Annotated in this window: 17 protein-coding genes, 1 tRNA gene and 1 pseudogene; 8 read left to right on the forward strand and 11 right to left on the reverse strand. The window is 60.4% G+C overall.

Features of this window, described 5'->3' with window-relative positions:
- Nucleotides 1-350: 350 nt before the first annotated feature.
- Nucleotides 351-426: transfer RNA gene (locus ACR0J4_RS20840), tRNA-Trp, on the reverse strand.
- Nucleotides 427-568: 142 nt separating this feature from the next.
- On the opposite strand from ACR0J4_RS20840, the gene ACR0J4_RS20845 reads away from it, so the two are divergent.
- Entirely contained in the window at nt 569-1,276 is a 708-nt protein-coding gene (locus ACR0J4_RS20845) for a DUF374 domain-containing protein (RefSeq protein ID WP_170556445.1), read from the forward strand.
- On the opposite strand, the gene ACR0J4_RS20850 is transcribed toward ACR0J4_RS20845, so the two are convergent.
- From ACR0J4_RS20850 to ACR0J4_RS20870, 5 genes are all read right to left on the reverse strand, one after another.
- Complete coding sequence (locus ACR0J4_RS20850; RefSeq protein WP_170380552.1) at nt 1,273-1,518, reverse strand: MoaD/ThiS family protein; 246 nt, start codon at nt 1,516-1,518, stop codon at nt 1,273-1,275. The two genes, ACR0J4_RS20845 and ACR0J4_RS20850, sit on opposite strands and share 4 nt — an antisense overlap.
- On the reverse strand, nt 1,511-3,766 hold the full coding sequence (locus ACR0J4_RS20855; RefSeq protein WP_170643877.1) for a xanthine dehydrogenase family protein molybdopterin-binding subunit: 2,256 nt from the start codon (nt 3,764-3,766) through the stop codon (nt 1,511-1,513). The genes ACR0J4_RS20850 and ACR0J4_RS20855 overlap by 8 nt, the downstream gene beginning before the upstream one ends.
- Nucleotides 3,766-4,245, reverse strand: coding sequence for a (2Fe-2S)-binding protein (locus ACR0J4_RS20860; RefSeq protein WP_170643879.1), 480 nt, complete (start codon nt 4,243-4,245; stop codon nt 3,766-3,768). The genes ACR0J4_RS20855 and ACR0J4_RS20860 overlap by 1 nt, the downstream gene beginning before the upstream one ends.
- Nucleotides 4,242-5,108, reverse strand: a complete 867-nt coding sequence (locus tag ACR0J4_RS20865; RefSeq protein ID WP_170643881.1) for an FAD binding domain-containing protein — start codon at nt 5,106-5,108, stop codon at nt 4,242-4,244. The genes ACR0J4_RS20860 and ACR0J4_RS20865 overlap by 4 nt, the downstream gene beginning before the upstream one ends.
- Nucleotides 5,109-5,236: 128 nt before the next feature.
- Nucleotides 5,237-8,449, reverse strand: coding sequence for a reductive dehalogenase (locus ACR0J4_RS20870; protein WP_170643882.1), 3,213 nt, complete (start codon nt 8,447-8,449; stop codon nt 5,237-5,239).
- A 74-nt stretch (nt 8,450-8,523) separates the two neighbouring features.
- Between ACR0J4_RS20870 and ACR0J4_RS20875 the strand changes: the two genes are divergently transcribed.
- Nucleotides 8,524-9,432: a LysR family transcriptional regulator gene (locus tag ACR0J4_RS20875; protein ID WP_170643884.1), complete on the forward strand. Its 909-nt coding sequence runs from the start codon at nt 8,524-8,526 to the stop codon at nt 9,430-9,432.
- A gap of 8 nt (nt 9,433-9,440) precedes the next feature.
- On the opposite strand, the gene ACR0J4_RS20880 is transcribed toward ACR0J4_RS20875, so the two are convergent.
- On the reverse strand, nt 9,441-10,475 hold the full coding sequence (locus ACR0J4_RS20880; protein ID WP_170643886.1) for an ACP S-malonyltransferase: 1,035 nt from the start codon (nt 10,473-10,475) through the stop codon (nt 9,441-9,443).
- Nucleotides 10,472-12,664, reverse strand: coding sequence for a thiamine pyrophosphate-dependent enzyme (locus ACR0J4_RS20885; RefSeq protein WP_170643887.1), 2,193 nt, complete (start codon nt 12,662-12,664; stop codon nt 10,472-10,474). Before ACR0J4_RS20885 ends, ACR0J4_RS20880 begins: the two co-directional genes overlap by 4 nt.
- Before the next feature lie 144 nt (nt 12,665-12,808).
- On the opposite strand from ACR0J4_RS20885, the gene ACR0J4_RS20890 reads away from it, so the two are divergent.
- Nucleotides 12,809-13,705, forward strand: a complete 897-nt coding sequence (locus tag ACR0J4_RS20890) for a LysR substrate-binding domain-containing protein (protein WP_170643889.1) — start codon at nt 12,809-12,811, stop codon at nt 13,703-13,705.
- 157 nt (nt 13,706-13,862) lie between these two features.
- On the opposite strand, the gene ACR0J4_RS20895 is transcribed toward ACR0J4_RS20890, so the two are convergent.
- The 3 genes from ACR0J4_RS20895 to ACR0J4_RS20905 all read right to left on the reverse strand — a co-directional run bounded on the left by ACR0J4_RS20895 (nt 13,863) and on the right by ACR0J4_RS20905 (nt 15,923).
- Nucleotides 13,863-15,020 (reverse strand): acyl-CoA dehydrogenase family protein, encoded by a 1,158-nt coding sequence (locus ACR0J4_RS20895; protein WP_170643891.1) that lies wholly within the window; start codon nt 15,018-15,020, stop codon nt 13,863-13,865.
- 80 nt (nt 15,021-15,100) lie between these two features.
- Nucleotides 15,101-15,685: a TetR family transcriptional regulator gene (locus tag ACR0J4_RS20900; RefSeq protein ID WP_170643893.1), complete on the reverse strand. Its 585-nt coding sequence runs from the start codon at nt 15,683-15,685 to the stop codon at nt 15,101-15,103.
- Nucleotides 15,686-15,749: 64 nt separating this feature from the next.
- Entirely contained in the window at nt 15,750-15,923 is a 174-nt protein-coding gene (locus tag ACR0J4_RS20905) for a hypothetical protein (protein WP_170643894.1), read from the reverse strand.
- Nucleotides 15,924-15,975: 52 nt separating this feature from the next.
- On the opposite strand from ACR0J4_RS20905, the gene ACR0J4_RS20910 reads away from it, so the two are divergent.
- The 5 genes and pseudogenes from ACR0J4_RS20910 (at nt 15,976) to ACR0J4_RS20930 (ending at nt 23,212) form a co-directional block, all read left to right on the forward strand.
- A complete protein-coding gene (locus ACR0J4_RS20910; protein ID WP_170643895.1) occupies nt 15,976-16,146 on the forward strand; it encodes a hypothetical protein in 171 nt (56 codons plus the stop codon).
- Between the two features lie 78 nt (nt 16,147-16,224).
- Nucleotides 16,225-18,696, forward strand: coding sequence for a heavy metal translocating P-type ATPase (locus ACR0J4_RS20915; protein ID WP_170643897.1), 2,472 nt, complete (start codon nt 16,225-16,227; stop codon nt 18,694-18,696).
- Nucleotides 18,693-19,082, forward strand: a complete 390-nt coding sequence (gene cueR, locus ACR0J4_RS20920) for a Cu(I)-responsive transcriptional regulator (RefSeq protein WP_170484511.1) — start codon at nt 18,693-18,695, stop codon at nt 19,080-19,082. The genes ACR0J4_RS20915 and cueR overlap by 4 nt, the downstream gene beginning before the upstream one ends.
- Before the next feature lie 24 nt (nt 19,083-19,106).
- Nucleotides 19,107-20,045: pseudogene (locus ACR0J4_RS20925) on the forward strand (NAD(P)-dependent oxidoreductase); the annotation flags it as partial.
- Between the two features lie 101 nt (nt 20,046-20,146).
- Nucleotides 20,147-23,212, forward strand: a complete 3,066-nt coding sequence (locus ACR0J4_RS20930; protein ID WP_170643901.1) for an aminotransferase class III-fold pyridoxal phosphate-dependent enzyme — start codon at nt 20,147-20,149, stop codon at nt 23,210-23,212.
- Nucleotides 23,213-23,232 lie beyond the last annotated feature (20 nt).

The raw sequence follows: 23,232 nt of genomic DNA on the forward strand, positions 1-23,232 counted from the left end.
CCGATCCGAACCTCAGTGGTTGGCCGAAGCTCAAGGATCACAGTCCGTGAGTGGCACCCCGCAGCGACGAGGTGCATTTAGGGATTTCATTTTGAGACGTAAGGGGGAAGAAAACCCCGGTTTTCGTCACTTTTGTGCATGCAAAATAAAAAATTGAGCAGCATCTTACGTTTACGTCAACTACGCCGAAGCGGAAGAAATTTCGGGACGCTACGTCAAATCTCTACCCACTGCGCAATGTGGCCGCCGCTCAAACTGCCCCTGAGGAACCTCGAAGAGAATTTCGCGCGGCGAAAATAGGATTAGACGCAGCCGCAAAAGCGAACATTCAAGTTTTGAGAAGTTTTGAATGGCAGGGGCAGCAGGGTTCGAACCCGCGACCTACGGTTTTGGAGACCGTCGCTCTACCAACTGAGCTATACCCCTAGGCTGAGCCTCAGATATGCCAGCCGCGCGGCGGACTCAAGAGGCTTTTTCAGTTTCTCGACCACTTCTCGACAAGACAAACAAGTTGCACGCGGCGTTGAGTTCTATAAGACACGTTTTGGTCAGTAAGAGGGACCCATCCGTGAGTATCCGCAAAAAGATCGCCGACAGCGAAGCCGTGTTAAACTGGGCGGCGCGCCGTATTGCGAGCTATATTCGGATGGTCAACCGCAACACCAAATGGCAGCGCATCGGCTATGAAGAACTGGACCAGCTGGCCGAACAGGGCGAACCGGTCATCGTTGTTCTGTGGCATCAGCGGCTGGCGCAGTCCCCCTATTTCTTCCCGCTGGACAAGGCGCAGATCTGCTCGATCACGTCCTCGGCGCGGGCGGGCAGCATGGTGGGTCGCGTGCAAAAGCTGTTCGGCATGGACACGATCGCTATGGCCAGCAAACACAAAAGCAACGTCGCCGTGTCGCGTGAAGTTCTGGGCAAAATGAAGCAGGGGATATCCATTGGTATTGCCGCCGACGGACCCCGCGGACCGGAACGGGTGCTGTCGACCGTGCCTTTGGTCTGGGCGCGCACATCCGGCAAACGGGTGTTCGGAATCACCTTCTCGGCCCGCCATGGCAGAGAGGCAGGTACATGGGACCGCTTGTTGATGCCCCGCCCCTGGCGCAACGAAGGTGTATTTTTATGCCGCGAATGGACCGAGACTGTCCCACGCAAAGCCAGTGAAGAGCAGATCGAAACCCTGCGCCAAAACCTTGAGCAGCACATGAACGATATCACAGCCGAGGCCGACCGGATGGTCGGGCGCGAACCGTGGTCGCCTAAACCTTAACCGCCGCGCAGCCTCTGCATTAGATAGATTTCGCTACCTTCCGGGATTGGTTCCGTCAGGCCCGTTGCAATCACGCGCCCGTCGATCGCGATTGAGACGCCCGCATCAATAGGGGCCTGCAATTGTGGATGCGCGCGCACCAAGGCGCGCAGCAACTCTCCGGTTGTTTTGGCCTCGACCTCGACAACGGCCAAACCCCCGGTCAGAGACCGGAGGCCGGACCAGAGGTGAACCTCAACCATTGTCCTTGAGCGCGGCCAGAATGCGCGGAGGCGACATCGGCAGTTGCTTCATCCGCACACCCGCCGCGTTGGAAACCGCGTTTGCGATGGCGGCAAGCGGCGGCACGATGCCGGTCTCGCCCACACCGCGTACCCCAAACGGGTGGCCGGGGTTGGGCACTTCGACAATCACCGTGTCGATCATCGGCAGGTCACTGGCGACGGGGATCCGGTAGTCGAGGAAGATTGAGTTCTGCAACCGCCCGTCCTCGCCGTAGATATATTCCTCGTTCAGCGCCCAGCCGATGCCTTGAGCAGCACCGCCCTGGAACTGGCCTTCCACGTAGGTCGGGTGGATCGCCTTGCCGGCATCCTGAATGACCGTGTAGCGAGTCACGCTGGTCTTGCCGGTTTCCGGGTCGACCTCGGCATCGACAATATGGGTGCCAAAGGACACGCCTGCGCCTTCCGGAGTTGCCTCGAAATGGCCCGAGATCGGGCCGCCGGTGCGCCCCATATCTGCCGTGATGTCGGACAGGGCCAGCGGGTCGAAGTCACCTGCATTGGGGCCTGAGGGCACGGCGCAGCCGTCCTCCCATTTCACGGCCTCGACCGGGATACCCCACTTGGCCGCCGCGCGCTCGCACAGTTTCTCAACCGCGTGTTTGGCCGCTTTGATGGTCGCCAGACCCGACGCGTAGGTCACGCGCGAGCCATGTGAGACGTCGTTATAACCCAGCGTCGCCGTATCCGCGATGGTGACGCGGATGTTCTCGTATGGGATGCCCAGAACCTCGGCCGCCATCAGCGCCATAGACGCGCGAGAACCGCCGATATCGGGTGTTCCCACCATCAGCTGGGCCGAGCCATCTTCGGACAAGGCCAGGGACACTGAGGTCTCACCGCCGTGGTTGAACCAGAACCCGCAGGAAATACCGCGCCCCTGCCCCGGCTTCAGCGGGGCCGAATAGTGCGGGTGCGCCTTGGCAGCCTCCAGCGTTTCGACCAGACCAATGCGTTCGTATGTCGGGCCATAGCTGGCCTTGGTCCCTTCATGAGCGGCGTTTTTCAGGCGGACATCAACGGGGTCGAGACCCAACTTGTTGCACAGCTCATCAATCACCGACTCAACCGCAAAGGCACCCATGGGTGCGCCTGGCGCGCGGTAAGCGGCCTGTTTCGGACGGTTCGACATCACGTCATAGCCGATCTGCTTGACGTTGGTCAGGTTGTACGGCGCGAAGGCGCACATGGCAGTCATATCGCCCGGCGCACCGGGGAAGGCCCCGCCCTGGAGGCGGAACACGCCTTGTGCTGCCGAGATGGTCCCGTCCTTCTTCATGCCGATCTTGACGTCCATCGACGCCGACGCCGTTGGGCCGGTCGCCCGGAAAACTTCAGACCGGGTCATTACGACCTTGACCGGACGGTTGGCTTTGCGGCTCAGCGCCAGTGCAACGGGTTCGATGAAAACCGTGGTCTTTCCGCCGAAGCCGCCGCCAATCTCGGACGCGGTGACGCGAAGTTGCGAGGTCTCAATGCCAAGCAGCGCGGCGCATGTCTTTTGCGCGATCCAGTGGCCTTGCGTGGTGCACCACAGCTCACCCTTGCCGTCATTGCCCAATATGCCCAGACAGGCGTGCGGTTCGATATAGCCCTGATGGGTCGCTTCGGTAACAAAGCTGTCTTTGATGACCAGATCCGCTTCGGCAAACCCGGCCTCAACATCTCCGTGACCGCTTTCGTGGTAGCGCACGACGTTCGGGTGCATGCCTTCGGGCACCGAATAGTCCGCCGCGCCTTCCCGAATAACAGGCGCATCCGACGCCATCGCTTTGTCCACGTCGGTCACATGGGGCAGCACTTCGTATTCGACCTCGATCAGCTTGAGCGCATCGCGGGCTGCCAGCGCCGAAGTCGCGGCAACCGCTGCCACGGCATGACCGTCATAGAGGGCCTTTTCGCCTGCCATGACGTTTTCCAAAACGTTCCAGAACTCGCCCTCGAGACCGGGTTTGAACGGGACATCGGCAAAGTCCGCGCGGGTGACGACGGCTTTGACGTCCTTATGCGCCTCGGCCTTTGAGGTGTCGATCTTCACGATCCGTGCGTGGGCATGGGGCGAGCGCAGAACCGCTCCGTGCAACATGCCGGGCGCATAGGCATCAGCCCCGAATTTGGCGCGGCCCGTGACCTTGTCCAAGCCATCCGGGCGATCCGGACGCGTGCCAACGAAAGTGAATACAGATTTACGATCGTCGAGTGCCATTACGAAGCCTCCCGCAGCTCTTCCGCCGTTTCCATCACGGCGCGAATGATCTTGTCATAGCCGGTGCAGCGGCAGAGATTGCCTGCCAGCCAATACCGGGTTTCCTCTTCAGTCGGGTTTGGGTTCTTCTCGAGCAGCGACTTGGCCGCCACCAGAATGCCCGGGGTGCAGATGCCGCACTGAAGCGCCGCATGTTCGATGAACTTCCTCTGCAGCGGGTGCAGAACGTCGCCATCGGCGATGCCTTCGACGGTTTCGATGGTCTTGCAATCGGCCTCAACACCCAGCATCAGGCAGGAACAGACCAGACGGCCATCTACGGTGACGGAGCACGCGCCGCAATCGCCGGTGCCGCAACCTTCTTTCGCGCCGGTCAGATTCAATTTGTCGCGCAGACAGTCCAACAGCGTTTCGCGCGGGTCGCACAGGTATTCGACCGTGTCCCCGTTCACGGTGGTGGATACGTGGAGCTTGCTCATGCGTCTTCTCCCTTCGCGCGGGCATAGGCGATTTTCGCGGCGCGCTTGGCCAGAACACCAGCGACCTCCGTGCGGAATTCGATCGTGCCGCGTTTGTCGTCAATCGGGTTACAGGCTGCCGAAGCGGCCGCGGCCAACGCGTCCAGAGCGGTGTCATCCAACGCGCTACCGATGATGGCGTTAGCACAGTCTTCAACCAGCAAAACGGTCGGGGCGACAGCGCCCAAGGAAACCCGCGCCTCGGTGATCACGTCGCCGTCCAGACGCAGGCTGACACCCACGCCGACCACAGCGATGTCCATTTCGGTGCGCGGAATGAAGCGCAGATAGGCGTCGCCCGCGTTGTCTCCCCGTGCGGGGATATTGACGGCCGAGATCACTTCACCCTTCGCCAGCGAGGTCTTGCCCGGTCCGGTGGGGATGTTCTCAACAGCAACCTCTCTCGCGCCATCCGGGCCGGTCACAGTAACCGTCACGCCCGCTGCAACCATCGCGGGCACCGAATCCGCCGCCGGAGAGCCGTTGCACAGGTTGCCTGTCAACGTCGCGCGGCCCTGCACCTGAGTCGATCCGATCAGATCCATCGCCTCGACCACACCGGGCCAGTCGCAGCCGAGCTCGGGATGCTCGCTCATTTCAGCGCCGGTGACAGCGACGCCAAGCGTCCAGCTACCATCGGTGTTTTGCGTGATCTGATCCACACCGTTGATTTTCTTGATGTCGATCAACGTATCGGGCGTCACCAATTCCGAGCGCAGCTGCACCAACACATCGGTGCCGCCTGCCAGAAACCGTGTCGTGCCCGTCGCGTTTGCAGCCAGAGCCGACGCCTCGGCAAAGCTGGCGGGGCTGTGATAATCCATGAAAATACCTCGCACCTGTCAATCAGGATTCACTGGGTTCAGAGGGGACGTTAGTGCAGCAGCCCCCCGGCGTCCATGGCCGGAGCGACCAATTTTTCTACAACTTCATGTCGTTTTTCGACCTCGGGTCAGAGGTCGATCTCGATCACGCCATCTGATTGCGCGGCTCGGCTTTGGCACAAAATGATAGCGCTCTCGCGTTGTTTGTTAGACAGGACGAAATCGCGATGTTCGATTTCGCCCGAAACAACACCGCATTTGCAGACGCCGCAGATGCCATCAGCGCATTTCACATCCACGTGAATGCCCGCCTCATTCAGCACCTGCGCGGCGTCCTTGTCTTCTGGCACGGTCAGTTCCTGGCCTGACTTCGCCAGCTTCAAGGTGAATGGGTAGTTTTCATAGTCCGGTTGCTCGGGGACCGAGAAATACTCCAAATGCCGCGCTTCGTCCGGGAAACCCTGCCGTTCGGCCGCTTGCATGACGCCGTCCATGAAGCGATCGGGCCCGCAGGTATAGACGTGCCAGCCGTCCTGATAGCCTGACAGGACCGCATCCAGATCGGCTCGCGCGCCTTCATCCGAGAAATGGTAGTGAACGTGATCTGCCCACGGCATCGCGGCAAGGTCATGCAGATACCCGGCGCTGGCACGGGTACTGGCAGAGTAGTGCATCTCGAACGGTTTGCCCAGCGCGTGCAGGCGATGGGCAAAGGCGATCATTGGGGTGATGCCGATCCCTCCACCCATCAGGAAGGTTTTTGTCGCTGTTTCATCCAGTTCGAAATAATTGATCGGCTTCGAGATGAAAACCTTGCGGCCTTCGTTGAAGATGCGATGCAGCAGAGCCGAACCACCGCGCCCCTCATCCTCACGCAAGACACCGATCTGATAGCTCGCCCGGTCCGAGGGGTCACCGGACATCGAATACTGGCGCAGAAACTCGGGCGCGACCAACACATCCAAATGCGCGCCCGCTGTCCATTCGGGCAGAGGAGAACCGTCCAGTGTCGAGAACTCATATTTGGTCACATCCGCCGTCATCTTGTCGACCTTGGTCAATTCGACCCGCATGACGGGCGCATCGCCGGCGATCTCGTAGCGATGGACAACCGACATATCGCCAGCCACCTTGCGTGCCTTGTATTCTTCAGCGCTCACCATCGCCTCATAGGCGGCAATCCCTGCCTCGCGGTCCATGGCAAAGGGATAGGGCCACGGGTGCGGGGCCAGATAGGCGGGGTAAACGGCCAGTGTCTGATCTTCGTATTTCAGATCCAGATCAGGCTGCAGGTCGCGCCTGTTCAGCGGATGCACCGAAGGGCGATAGGCGCCATCCGACTGCAGCTCGATATCCCACCACCATTTTTTGACATCGTTCAGGCCACCATTGCCTACCGCATCATCCAGTTTCGCCAATGCCGGGGCGGCCTGAGGGATATTCATCGCAGCCCAACGGAAGGGGCGTTCTTTGAAAATCCCTTCAAGGTTCCACGGGCAGGTCTTCATGCAGCGCCCGCACATCGACCCTCCGGGCGTTGTTACGCGATAGGTCGCGCATTTCTGGCTGTCAGACTTCCAGATTTCATAGCCGTTGAACATCAACTTCGGTCCGGCGGTGATCGCCCCCGAAGGGCATTCGCGGGCACATTTGTTACAGCTTTCGCAGAAACTCTGCAGGCCGAAGTCTATCGGCTTGTCATGCGACATCGGCATATCAGTCGTCACCGCGCCGGATTTCAGACGCGGGCCGAGATAGGGGTTCAGGATGACCTCACCGATCCGGCTGACCTCGCCCAATCCCGATAGCAGCAACAACGGTGGCTGCAGCACCTCACCATCCATCACCGTATGGGCCTTGGCTTTGTAGCCGAGGTTGCGGATCTGCTGCGCGATCACGCCACCCAACAGTGAAAACCGCAGATAGGCGCGCATGGATTGCGCGACGCTGATCCAATCATCACCACTTGCGCCCTCCATCGTCTCATAGCCCTGGTCGATGATCATGCTGATGGCCTGATCATGCGGCGGCGTGATCTCTTCCCCCGTCGCATCGTGGGAATACCACGCCCAGTCCGGACAACGGCTGAGGCCGACTGCATCCACCCCAAGGAAGTAACTGGCGGCCTTAATATTGGCGGCATTGCGCTGAGCATCTGTCGGCGGCGAGACCTTTGCGCTTTCGCCATCCTGCAACAGAACAAACGCGCCCAGCGCCCGGCGTTGCGCGAAACTGGGGGCCGATTTGCGCACGTAATATCCGCCCTTGGCGGCATCCTGCAGGTGTTTGCCCATATCGCCGAACTGCGCCCGCGCGAACATGTCAGCGCGCTTGGGAACGCGCGCGACGTTCGCCTCATCAATATAGGTGGTGGGCGTCTCGACCCGCTTGAGCCGCTCAAACGGGTGCGCCCCGTCCACATAGCGGCGTTTGGCATAGGCGTCGCGGTTCAGAGCGTTCTTGGCGAACCCGGTGCCCAGCCACCACGCAGGACCTTGGGTCCGGAACCACGGTTGTTGCGCCATCGGTTGCAGGGGCTGATCGTGGGCAATCTCCATCTCGGTCGTGACAGCGGCCAGACCAAAACGACGCCCCAGCCATGGGGCAACAAGCGTGCCGTCTTCGACCGAGGCCAAACCCGCCGCGACCGCAAGCTTGCCCAGATCCACTTCGGACGACATCGCCGTGTGTGCCCGCGCATCCAACCCAAGCAGGCGGATGTAATTGGCGATCACAACGGCATTCTCGGTCGCCAGCAGGCAGGCCCGGTGGTCCTGCGCATCTATGATCCATTCAGACCCCGGCTCGTCCGGGTTCGGATCACGGTTATGTTCATACAGGAATACCAGAACATGACGATGCGAGGCCATCGGACGCGGCGCGGCCTCCATGCTTTCCTTGAGGTCGGCCATGATAACGTCGATCCCCGAGGCCAGCGTTTTGGTCTGGCGGGTTTTCAATGCATGGGCCAGGCGGTCGATATCTGGGTTGCGGCGCGGCTGGTCCAACAGCGCCTCGGGCGGCAGCGGCCCGCATCCCATCATCGAGGCATCGTTGAAATACCCAAAAGCCTTGAGGTGATCTGCCCGTGCCTGCGGGCCCTGCGGGATGTCCGAAGCGACAGGGTTCACCAGCCCATCCCGGATCGTGTCCAGCATAGCCTGAAACTCACCCATCGCGTTCACGATGCTCTCGGGCCGGTCAGGCCGATGAAAGCTAAGCTCTGGCATCGGGGGCAGTTGGGACAGGTCGGGCATCGCCTGCTGACGCGCCAGACGCTCCAACGGGTACGACCCCATGTGAACCGGTCGGTTCTTGTCCGAGAAAAAGCGAAGTCCCATATGCGTGCCCCTTGTTTGCGACTGACCTAGCGCCCTCTCGACAGCAAAACCATTCATACTTAATCATAGATTGTATGAGCAAAATCGATTTCACTGATCTGGACGGCAAGGTCCTGCGCATATTTCTGACGATACTCGAGGAAAGCTCGGTCTCGAAAGCGGCGGATCGGCTGGGTGTCACACAATCCGCCATTAGCCACACATTGGCTAAGCTACGGCGGGTGTTGGGCGAACCGCTATTCGTACGATCCGGCCAGGGCCTGACACCGACCGAGCGCGCGATTGCCCTGCAAGAACCGGTCCGCAACGTTCTGGACGGCATGCGCGCCCTGACGGATGAGCGCCCTTTTGATCCCCTGTCAGAGCAGATGGAAATCCGCATCGCCACCAACGATATGCCGCGAGAGCTGATCTTCCCCGACCTTCTACGTGCGACCCGTGCCGAGGGGATCAGGCTGCAGTTGGAATTCATCTCATCCGGCGTACCGGGGCCGGACCTGCTGCGCAGCGACCGGTGCCAGCTTATGCTGACGCCGCTGCCACCGGACGGTCCAGACATCTTTCAGAAGCGGCTGATCTCAAGTCCGTTGAAGGTGTTTTATGACCGCAGTCAACGCACCGCGCCCGAGACGTGGGAGGCCTACTGCCAGAGCGAACATGTCGAGGTTCGCTTTCCTGACGGCCGGAATGCGCGCGCTGTGATGCGCGGCGTGGATCAAAGCCAGATCCGTCCGCCAACCGTCGTGCTGCCGCATTTCAACGCCATCCCGTCTTTCATAGCGGGCAGCCCGCTGATTTCCACCGACACGGCGATGATGAAAAACGGACCACTGGCAGCGCTGGATTGCGCGACCTTGCCGTTCGACTGCGAGCCGGTTTCTATCTACATGGTCTGGCACCAGCGCTCGGCCAATGACCCGGCCCATCGCTGGCTGCGCAATCGGATCGAAACCATCGCCAACGTTATTCAGGCCAAGACCTGAAGCAGTGCCTAGCCCGTCGCCAGAGACCTTTGATCCTCGCGCCCCATGGCTACAAGAATGGGCGAGCCCTCTTGCCGCGCCGCGAATGAGGTCTTGTCGATCATGCCGCTCCACCCTGCCATGGTCAGAGACTGCGCCACCGCACCACCAAGCGTCGCCCCCGGCCCCGTCACGATGAACAAGTCGGGTGCGAACTCTCGCGCGGCGGTTTGAATGGCGTGGGTGAAATCGTAGGGCTCGGTCACCTGATGGCCCAGCGTATAGTCCCACAGCGCCTCGGTATCGGTGGCGCCCGGCCACCAGATCTTGCCGCGCCCGTCGATCATCGGATGAAGGGGTTGGCCGAACAGATCGGGTTTCAGCCGCGCCCGGCCTTCAGCGGCAATCGGGGCCTGCAGAGAGGTATGGAACGCCGCATGGTTCGGCAGCCGCATGGGAAAGCGGTCCTGAACGGTAGGATGAGATGTCTCGAACGCTGCGAGACCGGCCTCATTCCCGGCCAGCACCAGCATACCGCCCAGATCAATCGACAGCGCCAGATCCTGCCCCTCGGCCGCGTTGATTTTAGAGACATCCTGCAACAGCGCTTGCTTCTGGTTCGCACTGTCGACCCAGCTGTCATCGGTGAAGGGATAGACCAACTGGCCCCCGATCAGATGGTCCTGCATCAGAGTGCCCATGGAGTTCACCACGCGGAACCCGTTCTCAGCGCTCAGCGCGCCAGCGGCGGCGAGTGCGATGTACCAACCCATCGAGTTGCCTGTCACGGCCACCACCTCGATATCATCCGCCAGCGACTGCGCATCCGCGAGCGCGGCCGCATAGATCAGTGGCGAGGCCACATCGCCGCGCGAATAGGTGCTGACCGCAAAGCGCGCGGCCCCGTCCAGCGCGGTTACCCCCTTTTGCCCGGCCTTGGCGCGCATGGCGTCAAAGCGCTGGAACATCGGTATCTTGTCCGCATGGTGACGGTGCAGATAGCCCAGCTCGGGCTTGTTATAGGTGCCCCGACCGGGGCAGATCACGACAGCTGTTCGGGTCATTTCCGCACTCCGGTCAGGGTCAGGGCCGCAGCAACGATACCGTCCTTGGACGGCAGGGGCGCGGCATAGGCCGGGCCGGTCGCGATAAGGCAATCCTCTGCCACAACGCGGGCGACCCGCGTCTGGGCGCTTTCTTCGCGGAAGAGGGTCATCAGCCCCTCTGATTGGCTGCCTGTGCGGCGACACTCATCCACGATCAGGACATGCTTGCAGTCCTTGGTCGCGTTCAGCAGCGCCTCGGCCGGTAGTGGGGCCAACCAGCGCAGATCGACGATACGAGCGTTCACCCCGGCCGCCTGCAACTCAGGCAACGCTTGACGCGACAGGTAGTGGCCGTTTCCGTAGGTCACGATGGCCAGATCAGAGCCGTCCCCATGCACCCCAACCTCGCCCAGCGCAATCCGCCGGTCAGGAGAGGGGTAGGTTGTCATCCAGCCCCCATCCTGCGCCGCGTTCAGATCCCGCATAGGATAGAGCGCAATCGGTTCAAGGAACACGACGACCCGCTGCTCTTCCCGCGCCAGCCGCACGCATTCACGCAGCATCTGCGCCGCGTCCTCCCCGGTCGAGGGGCAGGCAATGATCACACCCGGAATGTCGCGCAAAACGGCCAGAGAGTTGTCGTTGTGGAAATGCCCTCCAAAGCCTTTCTGATACCCAAGCCCAGCAATTCGCAGCACCATCGGGTTGGTGAATTGCCCATTCGAGAAGAAGGGCAAGGTTGCGGCTTCACCGCGGATCTGGTCCTCAGCGTTGTGCAGATAGGCGAGGAACTGGATTTCGGGGATCGGCACAAACCCGTTGTGGCCCATGCCGATGGCGAGGCCGAGGATCGACTGCTCGTCCAGCAGAGTGTCGATCACACGGTCCTGACCGAACCGCTGCTGCAGTTTCTGCGTCACGCCATAAACGCCACCTTTGCGGCCCACATCCTCGCCCATGCAGACGATCTCGCCATGTTCCAGCATCAGATCGGTCAGCGCCCAGTTGATCAGGCGGCTCATGGGCTGCGGGTCAGCCATCGCGCGCATGTCGCCCCCGAACGCATTTGCGCGCGCATCCGCGCTGGGGCCGTTTGTCGGCTTGCAGGTGCGTTTGGGCGGGATCAGGCTTGCCATGACATCCTGCGCGGTCGACAAATGCGGGCGCGTAGCAGCCTCGGCAGCCACACGATCCGTTCGGGCGCAGCTGTCCTGATAGATTTTCAACGCCTCTTCCGGAGCCAACGCCCCCGCCTGATCCAACAGGCGAACGGAATGGAGAAGCGGATCATTTGCCTCATCCGCCTCGACCTCGGCCTTGCTTAGATATGTGGTCGGCACATCCGCCCCGGCATGGCCATAGAGGCGTACGGTCCGCAGGTGCAGGAAGGCGGGCTTACGGCGCGTGCGGACATAATGCGCGGCTTCTTGTGCCACGGCGTAGGTCTCATAGATGTCCAGCCCATTGGCTTGAAAATACTTGATCCCCGGACGATGCGCCATCGACGCCTCGATCCAGCCTTTGGGTGTCTTCACCGATATCCCGATACCGTTGTCTTCGCATACGAACAGCAAGGGCAGCGGCGTGGATTGGACACTTGTCCAACCCGCCGTGTTGATCGCCCCTTGCGCGGTCGAATGGTTGGCCGAGGCGTCCCCGAACGAACACATGGCGATGCCATCCTCGGGCAACACCCGATGCTCGGGGTCATGCCGCCGCGCGGCCCCTAACGCATAGGCCGCGCCGACCGCCTTGGGCAGGTGGCTGGCAATGGTCGAGGTCTGAGGCGGGATCGTCAGAGCCTTCGAGCCAAGCACCTTATGACGCCCGCCCGAGGTCGGATCCTCTTTCGAACAGGCAAAGCTCAGCAGCATATCCCAGGCAATCTGTTGGCCCGGTACCTGCTCGGCCCGGGCAATCTGGAACGCCGCATCGCGGTAGTGCAAAAAGGCAATATCCGTCGGGCGCAAAGCGTGGGCCACGGCAGCCATGCCCTCATGACCCGATGAGCCAATGGTATAGAACCCCTGCCCTGCCTTCTGCATCGCCCGGCTCGTGCGATCCAGCGCCCGGCTGAGAACTTGCGAACGATACAGCGACACCGCATCTGCATGGCGCAAGCCACCGACCGGGGGCGCGCCCTCGGGGAAATCCCGGTTTGCCACGCGGGATAGGAAATTCTCATGGACGATCTGCGCGCGATCCATAGCTCGGCCTTTTCAAATAGTGCGGGGCTGTCCGCGGGTCTTGTTTTCGAACGGCGCGGGCGCGCGCGTCACAGGCCAGTATATCCGGCTGGTGTCGGGAAAAAGCCAGTGATAATCAAACCCAAAGGTATGAGGAAATGTAATATGATCGCGCCCCGCCGCTTTCTTCCGTCGATTTCATCCCTGCTCGCGCTTGAGGCTGTGGACAGGTTGGGCAGCGCCTCGGCTGCGGCCGAGGAGCTATCGCTGACCCAAAGCGCCATCAGCCGCCAACTGAAAACGATGGAGGAGCAGTTGGGCATCGAACTGATCCAACGCACTCAGATGAGGTTGCACCTGACCCCGGCTGCGCAAGAGTATGTCCAGACGGCCCGCACAGCGCTGCATCAACTGGCGCAGGCCTCGTTGAAACTGAAGGCCAACCCAACCGGCGGCTCCCTCAACCTTTCCATTCTGCCGGCATTCGGGATGCATTGGCTGGCCCCGCGCCTTCAGGACTTCGCCCGCAATCACCCAGAAGTCACAGTCAACCTGAACACAAGGCTGCGACCCTTCGATTTCGAGACCGAGGCCTTCGACGCGGGTTTTCACTTTGGTCGCCAGAATTGGAGCGGTGTGAATTACCTGAAGATCATGACAGAGTATGTCGTGCCCGTCTGCGCCCCTGACCTTCTGCCCGACCAGAGCGATCAAATCGACTGGCTGGAGCAGGCACCCCTCTTGCACATGGAAACGCGCCCCGACGGGTGGGAGCGCTGGTTTGCCGCGCAGGACCATCCTGTCAGCGGGTCGCGTGGGATGCTGTTCGATCAGTTTTCAACGATGATACAGGCCACGATCCATGGGTTGGGCGTTGGCTTGTTCCCCAGCTATTTGGTCGAAGAGCACCTCAAAACCGGCCGCCTCGCCTTGGCTTGGGACGGGCCAGAGGTCAGCTTGGGCGCGTACTATCTGGTATGGCCCAAGAACAGGATCGAATCCGAACCGTTGAAGTCATTTCGAGCATGGCTCGAACGGCAGCTGGACCCGGAAATCACATAGATATCCGAACAAGCCGCCAAGTAAAAAACTGCGCGGCCTTTGGCCTTGCGTCTTGCGGACGGCAGGGGGCGAGAGGAGGCGGGGGCGCAGCCCCCCCCTCCCCGAACCAACGGGAGGAGATGTTCCGACAGGAACTTCGACGACGGGCGGGAGGGCCTCAGACGTCTATCGAACGCGCGATGAGTTCCTTCATGACCTCGTTGGTGCCGCCATAGATCATCTGCACGCGCGCATCGGCGTAAAGGCGGGCGATCGGGTATTCCATCATGAAGCCATAGCCGCCAAAAAGTTGCAGACACTCGTGCATGATCTCGTTCTGGACCTCAGACCCCCAGTATTTGACCATGGACGCGGTGGCGGCATCCAACTCGCCCGCATCCAACTTGCCAATGCAATCATTCACGAAACTACGCAGCACTTCCGCCTTGGTTTTGCACTCGGCCAGTTTGAACCGCGTGTTTTGGAAATCCATGACGCGCTGACCAAAGGCCTTGCGCTCCTGCACGTATTTCACTGTCTCAGAGATGGCGAAATCAATCGCGCCCAGTGCCATGATGCCGATGGTCAAACGCTCCCACGGAAGCTGTTTCATCAACTGGTAGAACCCCTGCCCCTCATCTGGGCCGAGCAGATTGGTCATCGGCACTTTGACATCTTCAAAAAACAACTCGGCGGTGTCATTGCCCTTCATACCCAGCTTCTTGAGGTTGCGCCCGCGCCGGAAACCCTCGGCCCCGTCCGTCTCAACCACAATCAGAGATACCCCCTTGGCACCCAAGGTCTTGTCCGTCTTGGCGGCAACGATGATCAGATCCGCGCTCTGACCGTTGGTAATGAAGATCTTAGACCCGTTCAGGCGGTAGGAATTGCCGTCCTTTTCAGCCGAGGTTCGCACCGCCTGCACATCCGAACCTGTGCCCGGCTCGGTCATGGCCAAAGCCCCTACCATCTTGCCCGAGGCCAGCTTGGGCAACCAACGCTGCTTTTGGTCTTCGCTGCCATAGGCCGTGATATAGTGCGTCACGATTGACTGGATCCCATATCCCCATCCGGCGTCCCCACGCGCCGTCTGTTCGTACAGAGTGACCGAGTCAAACCCCATGTCCCCACCGACGCCGCCATATTCTTCCGGGATCGCACCCGCCATCAGACCGGTTTCCCCGGCTTTGTGCCAGAATGCCCGGTCTACGATGCCATTCGCGGCCCAGGTTTCCGCATTAGGGACCAGTTCATCATCCAGAAACCGCCCCGCCATTTCGGCAAACATCCGGTGTTCGTCAGTGACCCAGGCTGCGGTCGAGGTAAAAAGCGACATGTGGTATTCTCCGATCAGGTGTTACCTGAAAGGCTATCGCGGCACCGTAGATAGGCCAATCCACGTAACGCCGCGTTCCGTCAATGCAACGCAGCGTTCTTTCGGGTCAGCGCAGCATCCAGCAGCATTTGCGCTGCGGCCTTTGCGTCTTCAGCCGGATTGCCGTTTTTCAACAAAACGGCCGAGACGATCGCGCCCTCTTGCAGCAAAACGATCTGACGGGCCAGAAGCTCTGGCGCATGCGCGCCGGATTGGTGGGCCAATGAGGTCAGATGTTCCAACATAACCCGTTTATGTTCTGCCGCCTGCACATGAATCGGATGGCTGGCGTCCTGATACTCGGCCGCGGCTTTCAGGAACATGCATCCGCGAAAGTCGTCCTCTTCGAACCACTCTTTAAAAGCGTCGAAAGTGGCAATCAATTGCCCGGCTGGCGTGTCTGCAATCTGCTCAACCCGTCGCACGATCCGATTGCGAAAACTCTCATCCCGCAGGCGCAGGACGGCCAGGATCAGATCTTCTTTGGTGCGAAAGTGTTTGTACATCGAGGTCTTGGACACACCGGTTTCCACCACCAGTTTATCCATGCCGGTCGCGTGGAACCCGTCTCGGTAGAAGACCTCCATCGCTTTGCGCACCAGTTCATCGCGTTTGTTAGGGCGCATCAGAAAACACCTGAGTGTACCGGCCTGTACATTTTTATCCCACTTCCATTGCGGTTTCTTCACGTCACTGAACGTCGTGAACCCAAAGCATCACAACGACTTCACTTTTTTGCAACGCGAGCTCTTGCAAATCATAGCCAGTGAGAACACTTTTTAAAGAGTTACCGATCTGTACACCCAAGGATCTGACGATGAAACGCCACTCCAGCTTTGTTGCCCCGCGATATGTGCCGATCATTTTGGTGCTCGATTTGCTGACTGCGGCGGTGGCCACATGAACAGGCGATAGTATGATACGCTCAGCTTTGCAGATCGCCTCGGCGTTGATCATCGGATCTGCCTTTTTGTTCCTTGTTGTGCTGTTTGGCTTCTTTGCCTCACCCAATGCGGTGCGGTCGGCCCCCGAGAGCCCCAATGCCCAAACCTTGCTTGAAAGCCTATTTCGGCGCGAGGGCCGCTAAAAACCACGCAACACCTCTTGACCTTCCCGTCACTGGAACCCCCATGTGGTCGGTAAGATATCTGTCGGGATGAGTCGCATGACCCAGAGCACTCAATTGAAAATCACGGGCATGAACTGTGCCTCTTGCGTTGGGCGCGCCGAGGCTGCCTTGCAGTCTGTCCCCGGCGTACAGGACGCCTCGGTCAATTTTGCGACCCAGACGGCTCAGGTTACGTTTGACGGACCGGTCTCGGCCCTCAGTGATGCATTGCAGGCCGCCGGCTATCCTGCGGCAATGCATCAGACCGCTTTACAGATCACCGGGATGAATTGCGCCTCTTGCGTGGCCAAGATCGAGCGCACTCTGAAAGACAGCCCCGGCGTTCTTGAGGCGAGTGTGAACCTTGCCAACCAAAGCGCATCGGTCACCTACATCGAGGGCGCGACCACGCCGCAGGCGCTGGCACAGATCACAACTCAGCTTGGGTTTCCCGCGCAGCTTAAGACATCTCCGGGGTCGGAAACCCGATCCGATGATACGCCGGATGAGGCGCGCAACTTGAAGCGTGCGACAGTGCTGGCCGCTATTTTGGCCCTGCCCGTATTTGTTCTCGAGATGGGCGGGCATATGCTTCCCCCATTCCACCATTGGGTTCACGCAACTCTCGGACAGCACACCAGCTATCTGATCCAGTTTGCCCTGACAACGGCCCTGTTGATTGGCCCGGGACGCGTGTTCTACGCCAAGGGCATTCCGTCCCTGCTGCGCGGGGTGCCGGACATGAATGCTCTGGTCGCTTTGGGGACGGGGGCGGCCTATCTGTTCTCCATCATCTCGACTTTCGCGCCCGGCCTGCTGCCACAGGGTACAGCGAATGTATATTTTGAGGCCGCAGCCGTGATCATTGTGCTGATCCTTCTGGGCCGCATGATGGAGGCGCGCGCCAAAGGCAAAACCGGCGCGGCCATCCGCGCGCTGATCGGGCTTCAGCCCAAAACCGCGCGCGTCGAACAAAATGGCGCAACCGAGGATCGCCCCATTGCCGAAATAGCCGTGGGTGACGTGCTGCAAATTCGTCCCGGAGAGCGCGTTCCGGTGGATGGAGATATCCTCGACGGAACCTCTTACGTCGATGAAAGCATGATCACGGGAGAGCCGGTACCAGTTGGCAAATCCGCTGGCGACCCGGTGGTGGGCGGCACCGTGAACGGAACCGGCCCGCTGCGTGTGCAGGCGACTCGCGTTGGGGCGGACACGGTTCTGGCCCAAGTCATCTCGATGGTGGAACAGGCGCAGGGGGCCAAACTGCCCATCCAAAGCCTTGTCGACCAGCTGACCTATCGCTTTGTTCCTGCAGTGATGCTGGTGGCGGCTTTGACCATCACTGCTTGGCTGATCTTCGGGCCTTCTCCCTCATTGCCGCTGGCACTGGTGGCCGGGGTATCGGTCTTGATCATCGCCTGCCCCTGCGCGATGGGTCTGGCCACGCCGACCTCGATCATGGTGGGGACGGGCCGTGCGGCGGAGCTAGGTGTTTTGTTCCGCAAGGGCGATGCGCTGCAACACTTGCAGCAGACCAAGGTGATCGCCTTCGACAAAACCGGTACGCTGACGCTTGGACGACCCGAACTTGACCACGTGACAACCACCAACGGGTTTGAGCGGGATATGGTGCTGCGGCTGGCGGCCGCGATCGAATCCCGGTCGGAACACCCTATTGCCACTGCTATCACCCGCGCCGGGCCTTCTGATCTGCCCGAGGTTTCTCAGGTTCAGTCCCTCACCGGTCTTGGCCTTCAGGGCCGCGCAGAGGGGCATGACCTGCTGATTGGCTCATACAAATTGATGCATCAGAAGGGTGTGGATACCTCGGATCTGAAGCCAGACGCCGATGCACGGGCCGCGCAGGGGGCGACCCCACTGTTCTTAGCCATTGATGGGGTGGCGGCAGCCAGTCTGGCTGTCTCGGACCCTGTGAAGCCGGGCACGGCCGAGGCGCTGGCCAAGCTACACGATATGGGCCTGACGCTTGCCATGGTAACCGGAGACAACGCGCAAACGGCGCAAGCGATGGCAGACAGGCTGGGCCTTGATCACGTGGCCGCCGACCTGCTGCCCGGTGACAAACAGAAAACGCTAGAGGGCTTGGGCCGCGAATTCGGCGCGCTCGCCTTTGTGGGCGATGGGATAAACGACGCACCGGCACTGGCGGCAGCTGATGTCGGCGTCGCTATCGGCACCGGAACGGATGTCGCGATCGAGGCCGCAGATGTGGTTCTGATGTCCGGCGATCTGCGCGGCGTCGTGAACGCAATCGATATCAGCCACCGGACCATGCGCAACATCCGCCAGAACCTCGGATGGGCGTTTGGCTACAACACATTGCTGATCCCGGTGGCCGCCGGAATGTTGTACCCCTTTGGCGGGCCATTGCTGTCCCCGGTGCTTGCGGCGGGCGCGATGGCCCTGTCCAGCGTCTTTGTCGTTACCAATGCGCTGCGTCTGCGATGGGTCCGCTCCAACGTCGCGGAAGGTGCGCAGAAAGCAGCGAAGGAGGCCCACGCATGAATATCGGTGATGTCTCAACCCGCACCGGACTGCCTGCGAAAACGATCCGCTACTATGAGGATATCGCGCTGATCAAACCTCTGCGCGATGACAACGGCTATCGCCGGTTTCGCGAACAGGACATCCACAAGCTGACCTTTCTGGGCCGCGCCCGCGCCTTGGGGTTTACCATCGAAGACTGCCGCACGCTGCTGGCGCTCTATGAAGATGAAAGCCGGGCGAGCGCGGATGTAAAGCAAGTTGCACGGGATCATCTGGCGCAGATCGACGCAAAAATCGCCGACCTCAAGGCGATGCGTGACACGCTGAGCCATTTGATCGAGGCCTGCGCCGGAGACGACCGACCGGACTGCCCGATCCTGAAGGATCTGGGTGGGAACAGCTAACACGGGGTTGCCCTTTCGCGCAGGCTTTGCTTTGTCAGTGCCAAACACTCCGGCAATCAAGCAATGCCGGTCAGCGGAGAGGATCATCCCATGGCAAAAGTCGCTTTTCTTGGTTTGGGTGTCATGGGTTATCCCATGGCTGGGCACCTTCAGGCTGCAGGTCATCAGGTTACCGTTTACAATCGGACCGCCTCCAAGGCCGAAGCCTGGGTGGCCCAACATGGCGGCGCAATGGCGACAACTCCCAACGAAGCTGCGGAGGGGGCAGAATTCGTCATGTCCTGTGTTGGCAATGATGACGACCTGCGAATGGTGTGCACCGGCACGGATGGCGCCTTTGCCGGAATGTCTGAAGGCGCGACCTTTGTGGATCACACGACCGTCTCGGCCAAGGTGACGCGCGAGCTTTACGAGGCGGCCAAAGGGCAAGGGATCTCTTTTGTTGACGCGCCGATCTCCGGCGGTCAAGCCGGGGCCGAGAATGGCGTGCTTTCGATCATGTGCGGCGGTGATCAGGCGGTGTTTGATGCGGCAAAGCCGATCATGCAGGTCTATTCGAAAATCTGCCGCCGGATTGGCGACAGCGGTGCCGGTCAGATGACCAAAATGTGCAACCAGATCGCGATTGCCGGTCTGGTGCAGGGCCTCAGCGAAGCGCTGCATTTCGCCGAAAAGGCTGGTCTGGACGGGCGCGCGGTGGTTGAGGTGATCAGCCAGGGTGCGGCGGGCAGCTGGCAGATGGCCAACCGGTACGAGACCATACTGGACGACCATTTCGACCACGGCTTTGCGGTAGACTGGATGCGCAAGGATCTGGGCATCTGTCTCGACACAGCTAATGAGACGGGCGCATCTTTGCCCGTCACCGCGCTGGTGGATCAATTTTATAAGGATGTGCAAAAACTTGGTGGTGGGCGGTGGGATACCTCGTCGCTGATCAAGCGGTTGCGGGCGTTGGATTAAGGGGGCTGTCTGCCCCCTCTTGGCCCTATTGGTCAATTCACCCCCGAAGATATTTTTAGCCAGATGAAGAGATCCGCGTTGCGCGGCGGATAGGGATGGGAATGAAAGACATGAGTGATTTTTGGGCAGATGCCCTGCGCAAATATTGGGGGCTGGATGCCCGTCTGACACGGCTGGACGGAGAGTATGACCTGAACTTTCTGGTCGAAGCGAAGAACGGACAGGACTACGTTCTGAAAGTCATGCGCGCGGGGTGCGAGCCAGAGTTCGTCGACCTTCAAGTCAAGGCGCTCGAACATATCGCGTCTGAGGCTCCGGGGCTGCCCTTCCCCAAGGTATTCCCCTCGTTGGATGGTGCTGTCCTGCCCGAGATCGAAGATCAGGACGGTCACCTGCGTTTGGCTTGGTTGTTGGAGCGCCTTCCGGGTAAGTGTTACGCCAAGGTCGAGCCGAAATCCGAAGATTTGATCCTGAAGCTGGGGCGTGTACTGGGCGCGACCGATCGCGCTCTGGCCGGGTTTGCGCATGACAGCCTGCAGCGGGACGATTTCAAATGGGACCTGATGCAAGGTGACTGGATCGCGGATCAGCTGGATGCAGTCAGTGACCCGGCCCGCCGCGCGCTATTGGGCGAAATTGTGCAGGGTTTCACTGCCGTCTCAGATGCGCTGCAAAGTCTTCCCACGCAAGCCATTCACAACGACGCCAATGACTACAACATTCTCGTCGAAGGTGAGCTGAACGAACGGCGCACCGTATCCGGCCTGATCGACCTAGGCGACATGTGCGCCGCGCCGCGTATTTGTGAGGTGGCCATTGCTGGGGCTTATGTCGTTCTGGATCACCCGAAACCCGAACGCGCGCTGACCGCTCTGGTCCGAGGCTATCACGCCGCCAATCGGCTGAGCGCTGAGGAGGTCGATCTGATTTGGCCCCTGTTGCGGTTGCGGCTGGCGGTGTCCGTAGTGAACTCGACCCTGATGGCGGCGGAAAACCCTGACGACCCTTATGTGACCATCAGTCAGGCCCCGGCATGGCGGTTCCTTGAGAACGAGGCCGTCAATGGCGGCCTGATGTCCGCTCGTTTACGCAGCGCCTGCGGCTTCCCGGTGGTCGATGGGGCCGAGCGCATTCATGCTTACCTCACGGACCATCGCGGCCACTTTGCCGAGATGTTTGGCCAGGACCTGAGCGATGTGCCCATGGGGTCTCTTTCCGTTGAGAACTCCACATGGCCAGAGAACCCGTTCCATATGCCTCTCGAAGAAGCCGCGCGGGTGGGTGAGGAATTCGGCGAGGGCCTGTGGCTGGGCTATTACAACGAACCCCGACTAATCTACGCGGAGCCCGGGTTCCGCAAGGGGCGGTGGAAAGCCTCGGACCGGCGCACGGTGCATCTGGCCGTGGACGTCTTTGCGCCCGCTGGCACGGTTTTGCACGCCCCGATGAGCGGTCGGGTCGAAGTGGTCGAAAATCGCGACAGCCATCTTGACTATGGCGGCGTGGTGATCCTGCACCATGAAACGCCCGAAGGGGATCCGCTCTATACGCTTTACGGCCATCTGGACCCAGAGGTTTGCGATCGTCTGAATCCGGGCGATCCGGTGGCACAAGGCGCTGCGTTTGTACGCCTTGGGGATGCCACGCAGAACGGTGGTTGGGCCCCGCATGTGCATTTCCAACTCGCTCTGACAACCGATGGCATGGAGGCCGACTGGCCCGGTGTCGCCGACCCTGATGAGCTGGAGCTGTGGAACGCGGTCTGTCCGAACCCGGCGGCCTTGCTGAACCTCGCCGATGACAAGGTTTGCTATCAGCCGACTGACAAACAGGCAGTTCTGCAAGGGCGTCACGATCATTTCGGCGGTAACCTGAGCCTGACCTACAATGACCCGGTCATGTTGGTGCGCGGTTGGAAACACCACCTGTTCGACGAATGGGGCCGCCCCTATCTGGACGCCTATAACAACGTCCCGCATGTGGGCCACGCCCACCCGCGCATTCAGGCCGTTGCGGCGGACCAGCTGAAGCGGATGAACTCGAACACCCGCTATCTACACCCGGCGCAGACCGCGTTTGCCAACAAGGTGCTATCGAAACTGCCGGATCATTTCGAGGTCTGCTTTTTCGTCAACTCGGGCACCGAAGCCAACGAATTGGCCCTGCGTCTGGCCCGCGCCCATACCGGCGCCAAGGGGATCGTGACGCCGGATCACGGCTATCACGGCAACACGAACGCGGCCGTGGCGATCTCGGCCTATAAGTTCAACAAACCCGGCGGGATCGGTCAGGCTGATTGGGTTGAGTTGGTTGAGGTCGCGGATGACTACCGAGGCTCGTTCAAACGTGATGACGCCGACCGCGCGCAAAAATACGCAGATCTCGTGGACCCGGCGATTGCTGCTCTGCAAGAGAAAGGTCAGGGTGTGGCTGGTTTCATCGCCGAGACCTTCCCTTCGGTCGGCGGGCAGATTATTCCGCCGAAAGGCTATTTGCCTGCAGTTTATGAGATAATCCGCGCCGCAGGTGGTGTCTGCATCTCTGATGAGGTGCAAACCGGACTTGGACGACTGGGCGAATACTATTTCGGTTTCGAACACCAAGGCGCGCTGCCCGATATCGTTGTCATGGGTAAACCGATTGGCAACGGCCACCCGCTGGGCGTGCTGGCCACAACCAAGGAAATCGCCCAGAGCTTTGACAACGGGATCGAGTTCTTCTCGACCTTCGGCGGCTCCACCCTGTCCTGCCGCATTGGGAAAGAGGTTCTGGACATCGTTGATGACGAAGGCCTGCAGGACAATGCCCGCGTCATGGGCGACCGTCTGATGGCGGGTCTGCGGCAGATCGAATCCGAGTTTGGCTGCGTCGGCGACGTGCGCGGGATGGGGCTGTTTCTGGGGGTTGAACTGATCAACCCGGATGGCTCGGAAGGGACCGAGATCTGCAGCTTCGTGAAGAACCGGATGCGCGATCATCGCATCCTGATTGGCAGCGAAGGTCCCAAAGACAATATCCTGAAAATCCGCCCGCCCCTGACCATCGAAGCCGAGGATGTGGACATGATCCTTTGGGCGCTGCGGGATGTCTTGAAAGGTGTCGGCGATTACGCCCCTGCCCCGGTTTGCGACCACGACCACCATCACGCAGGTTGTGGCTGCTGCTAGTGAAAAACCCCGGCGCAACC

The sequence above is a fragment of the Ruegeria sp. B10 genome, from assembly GCF_056539825.1.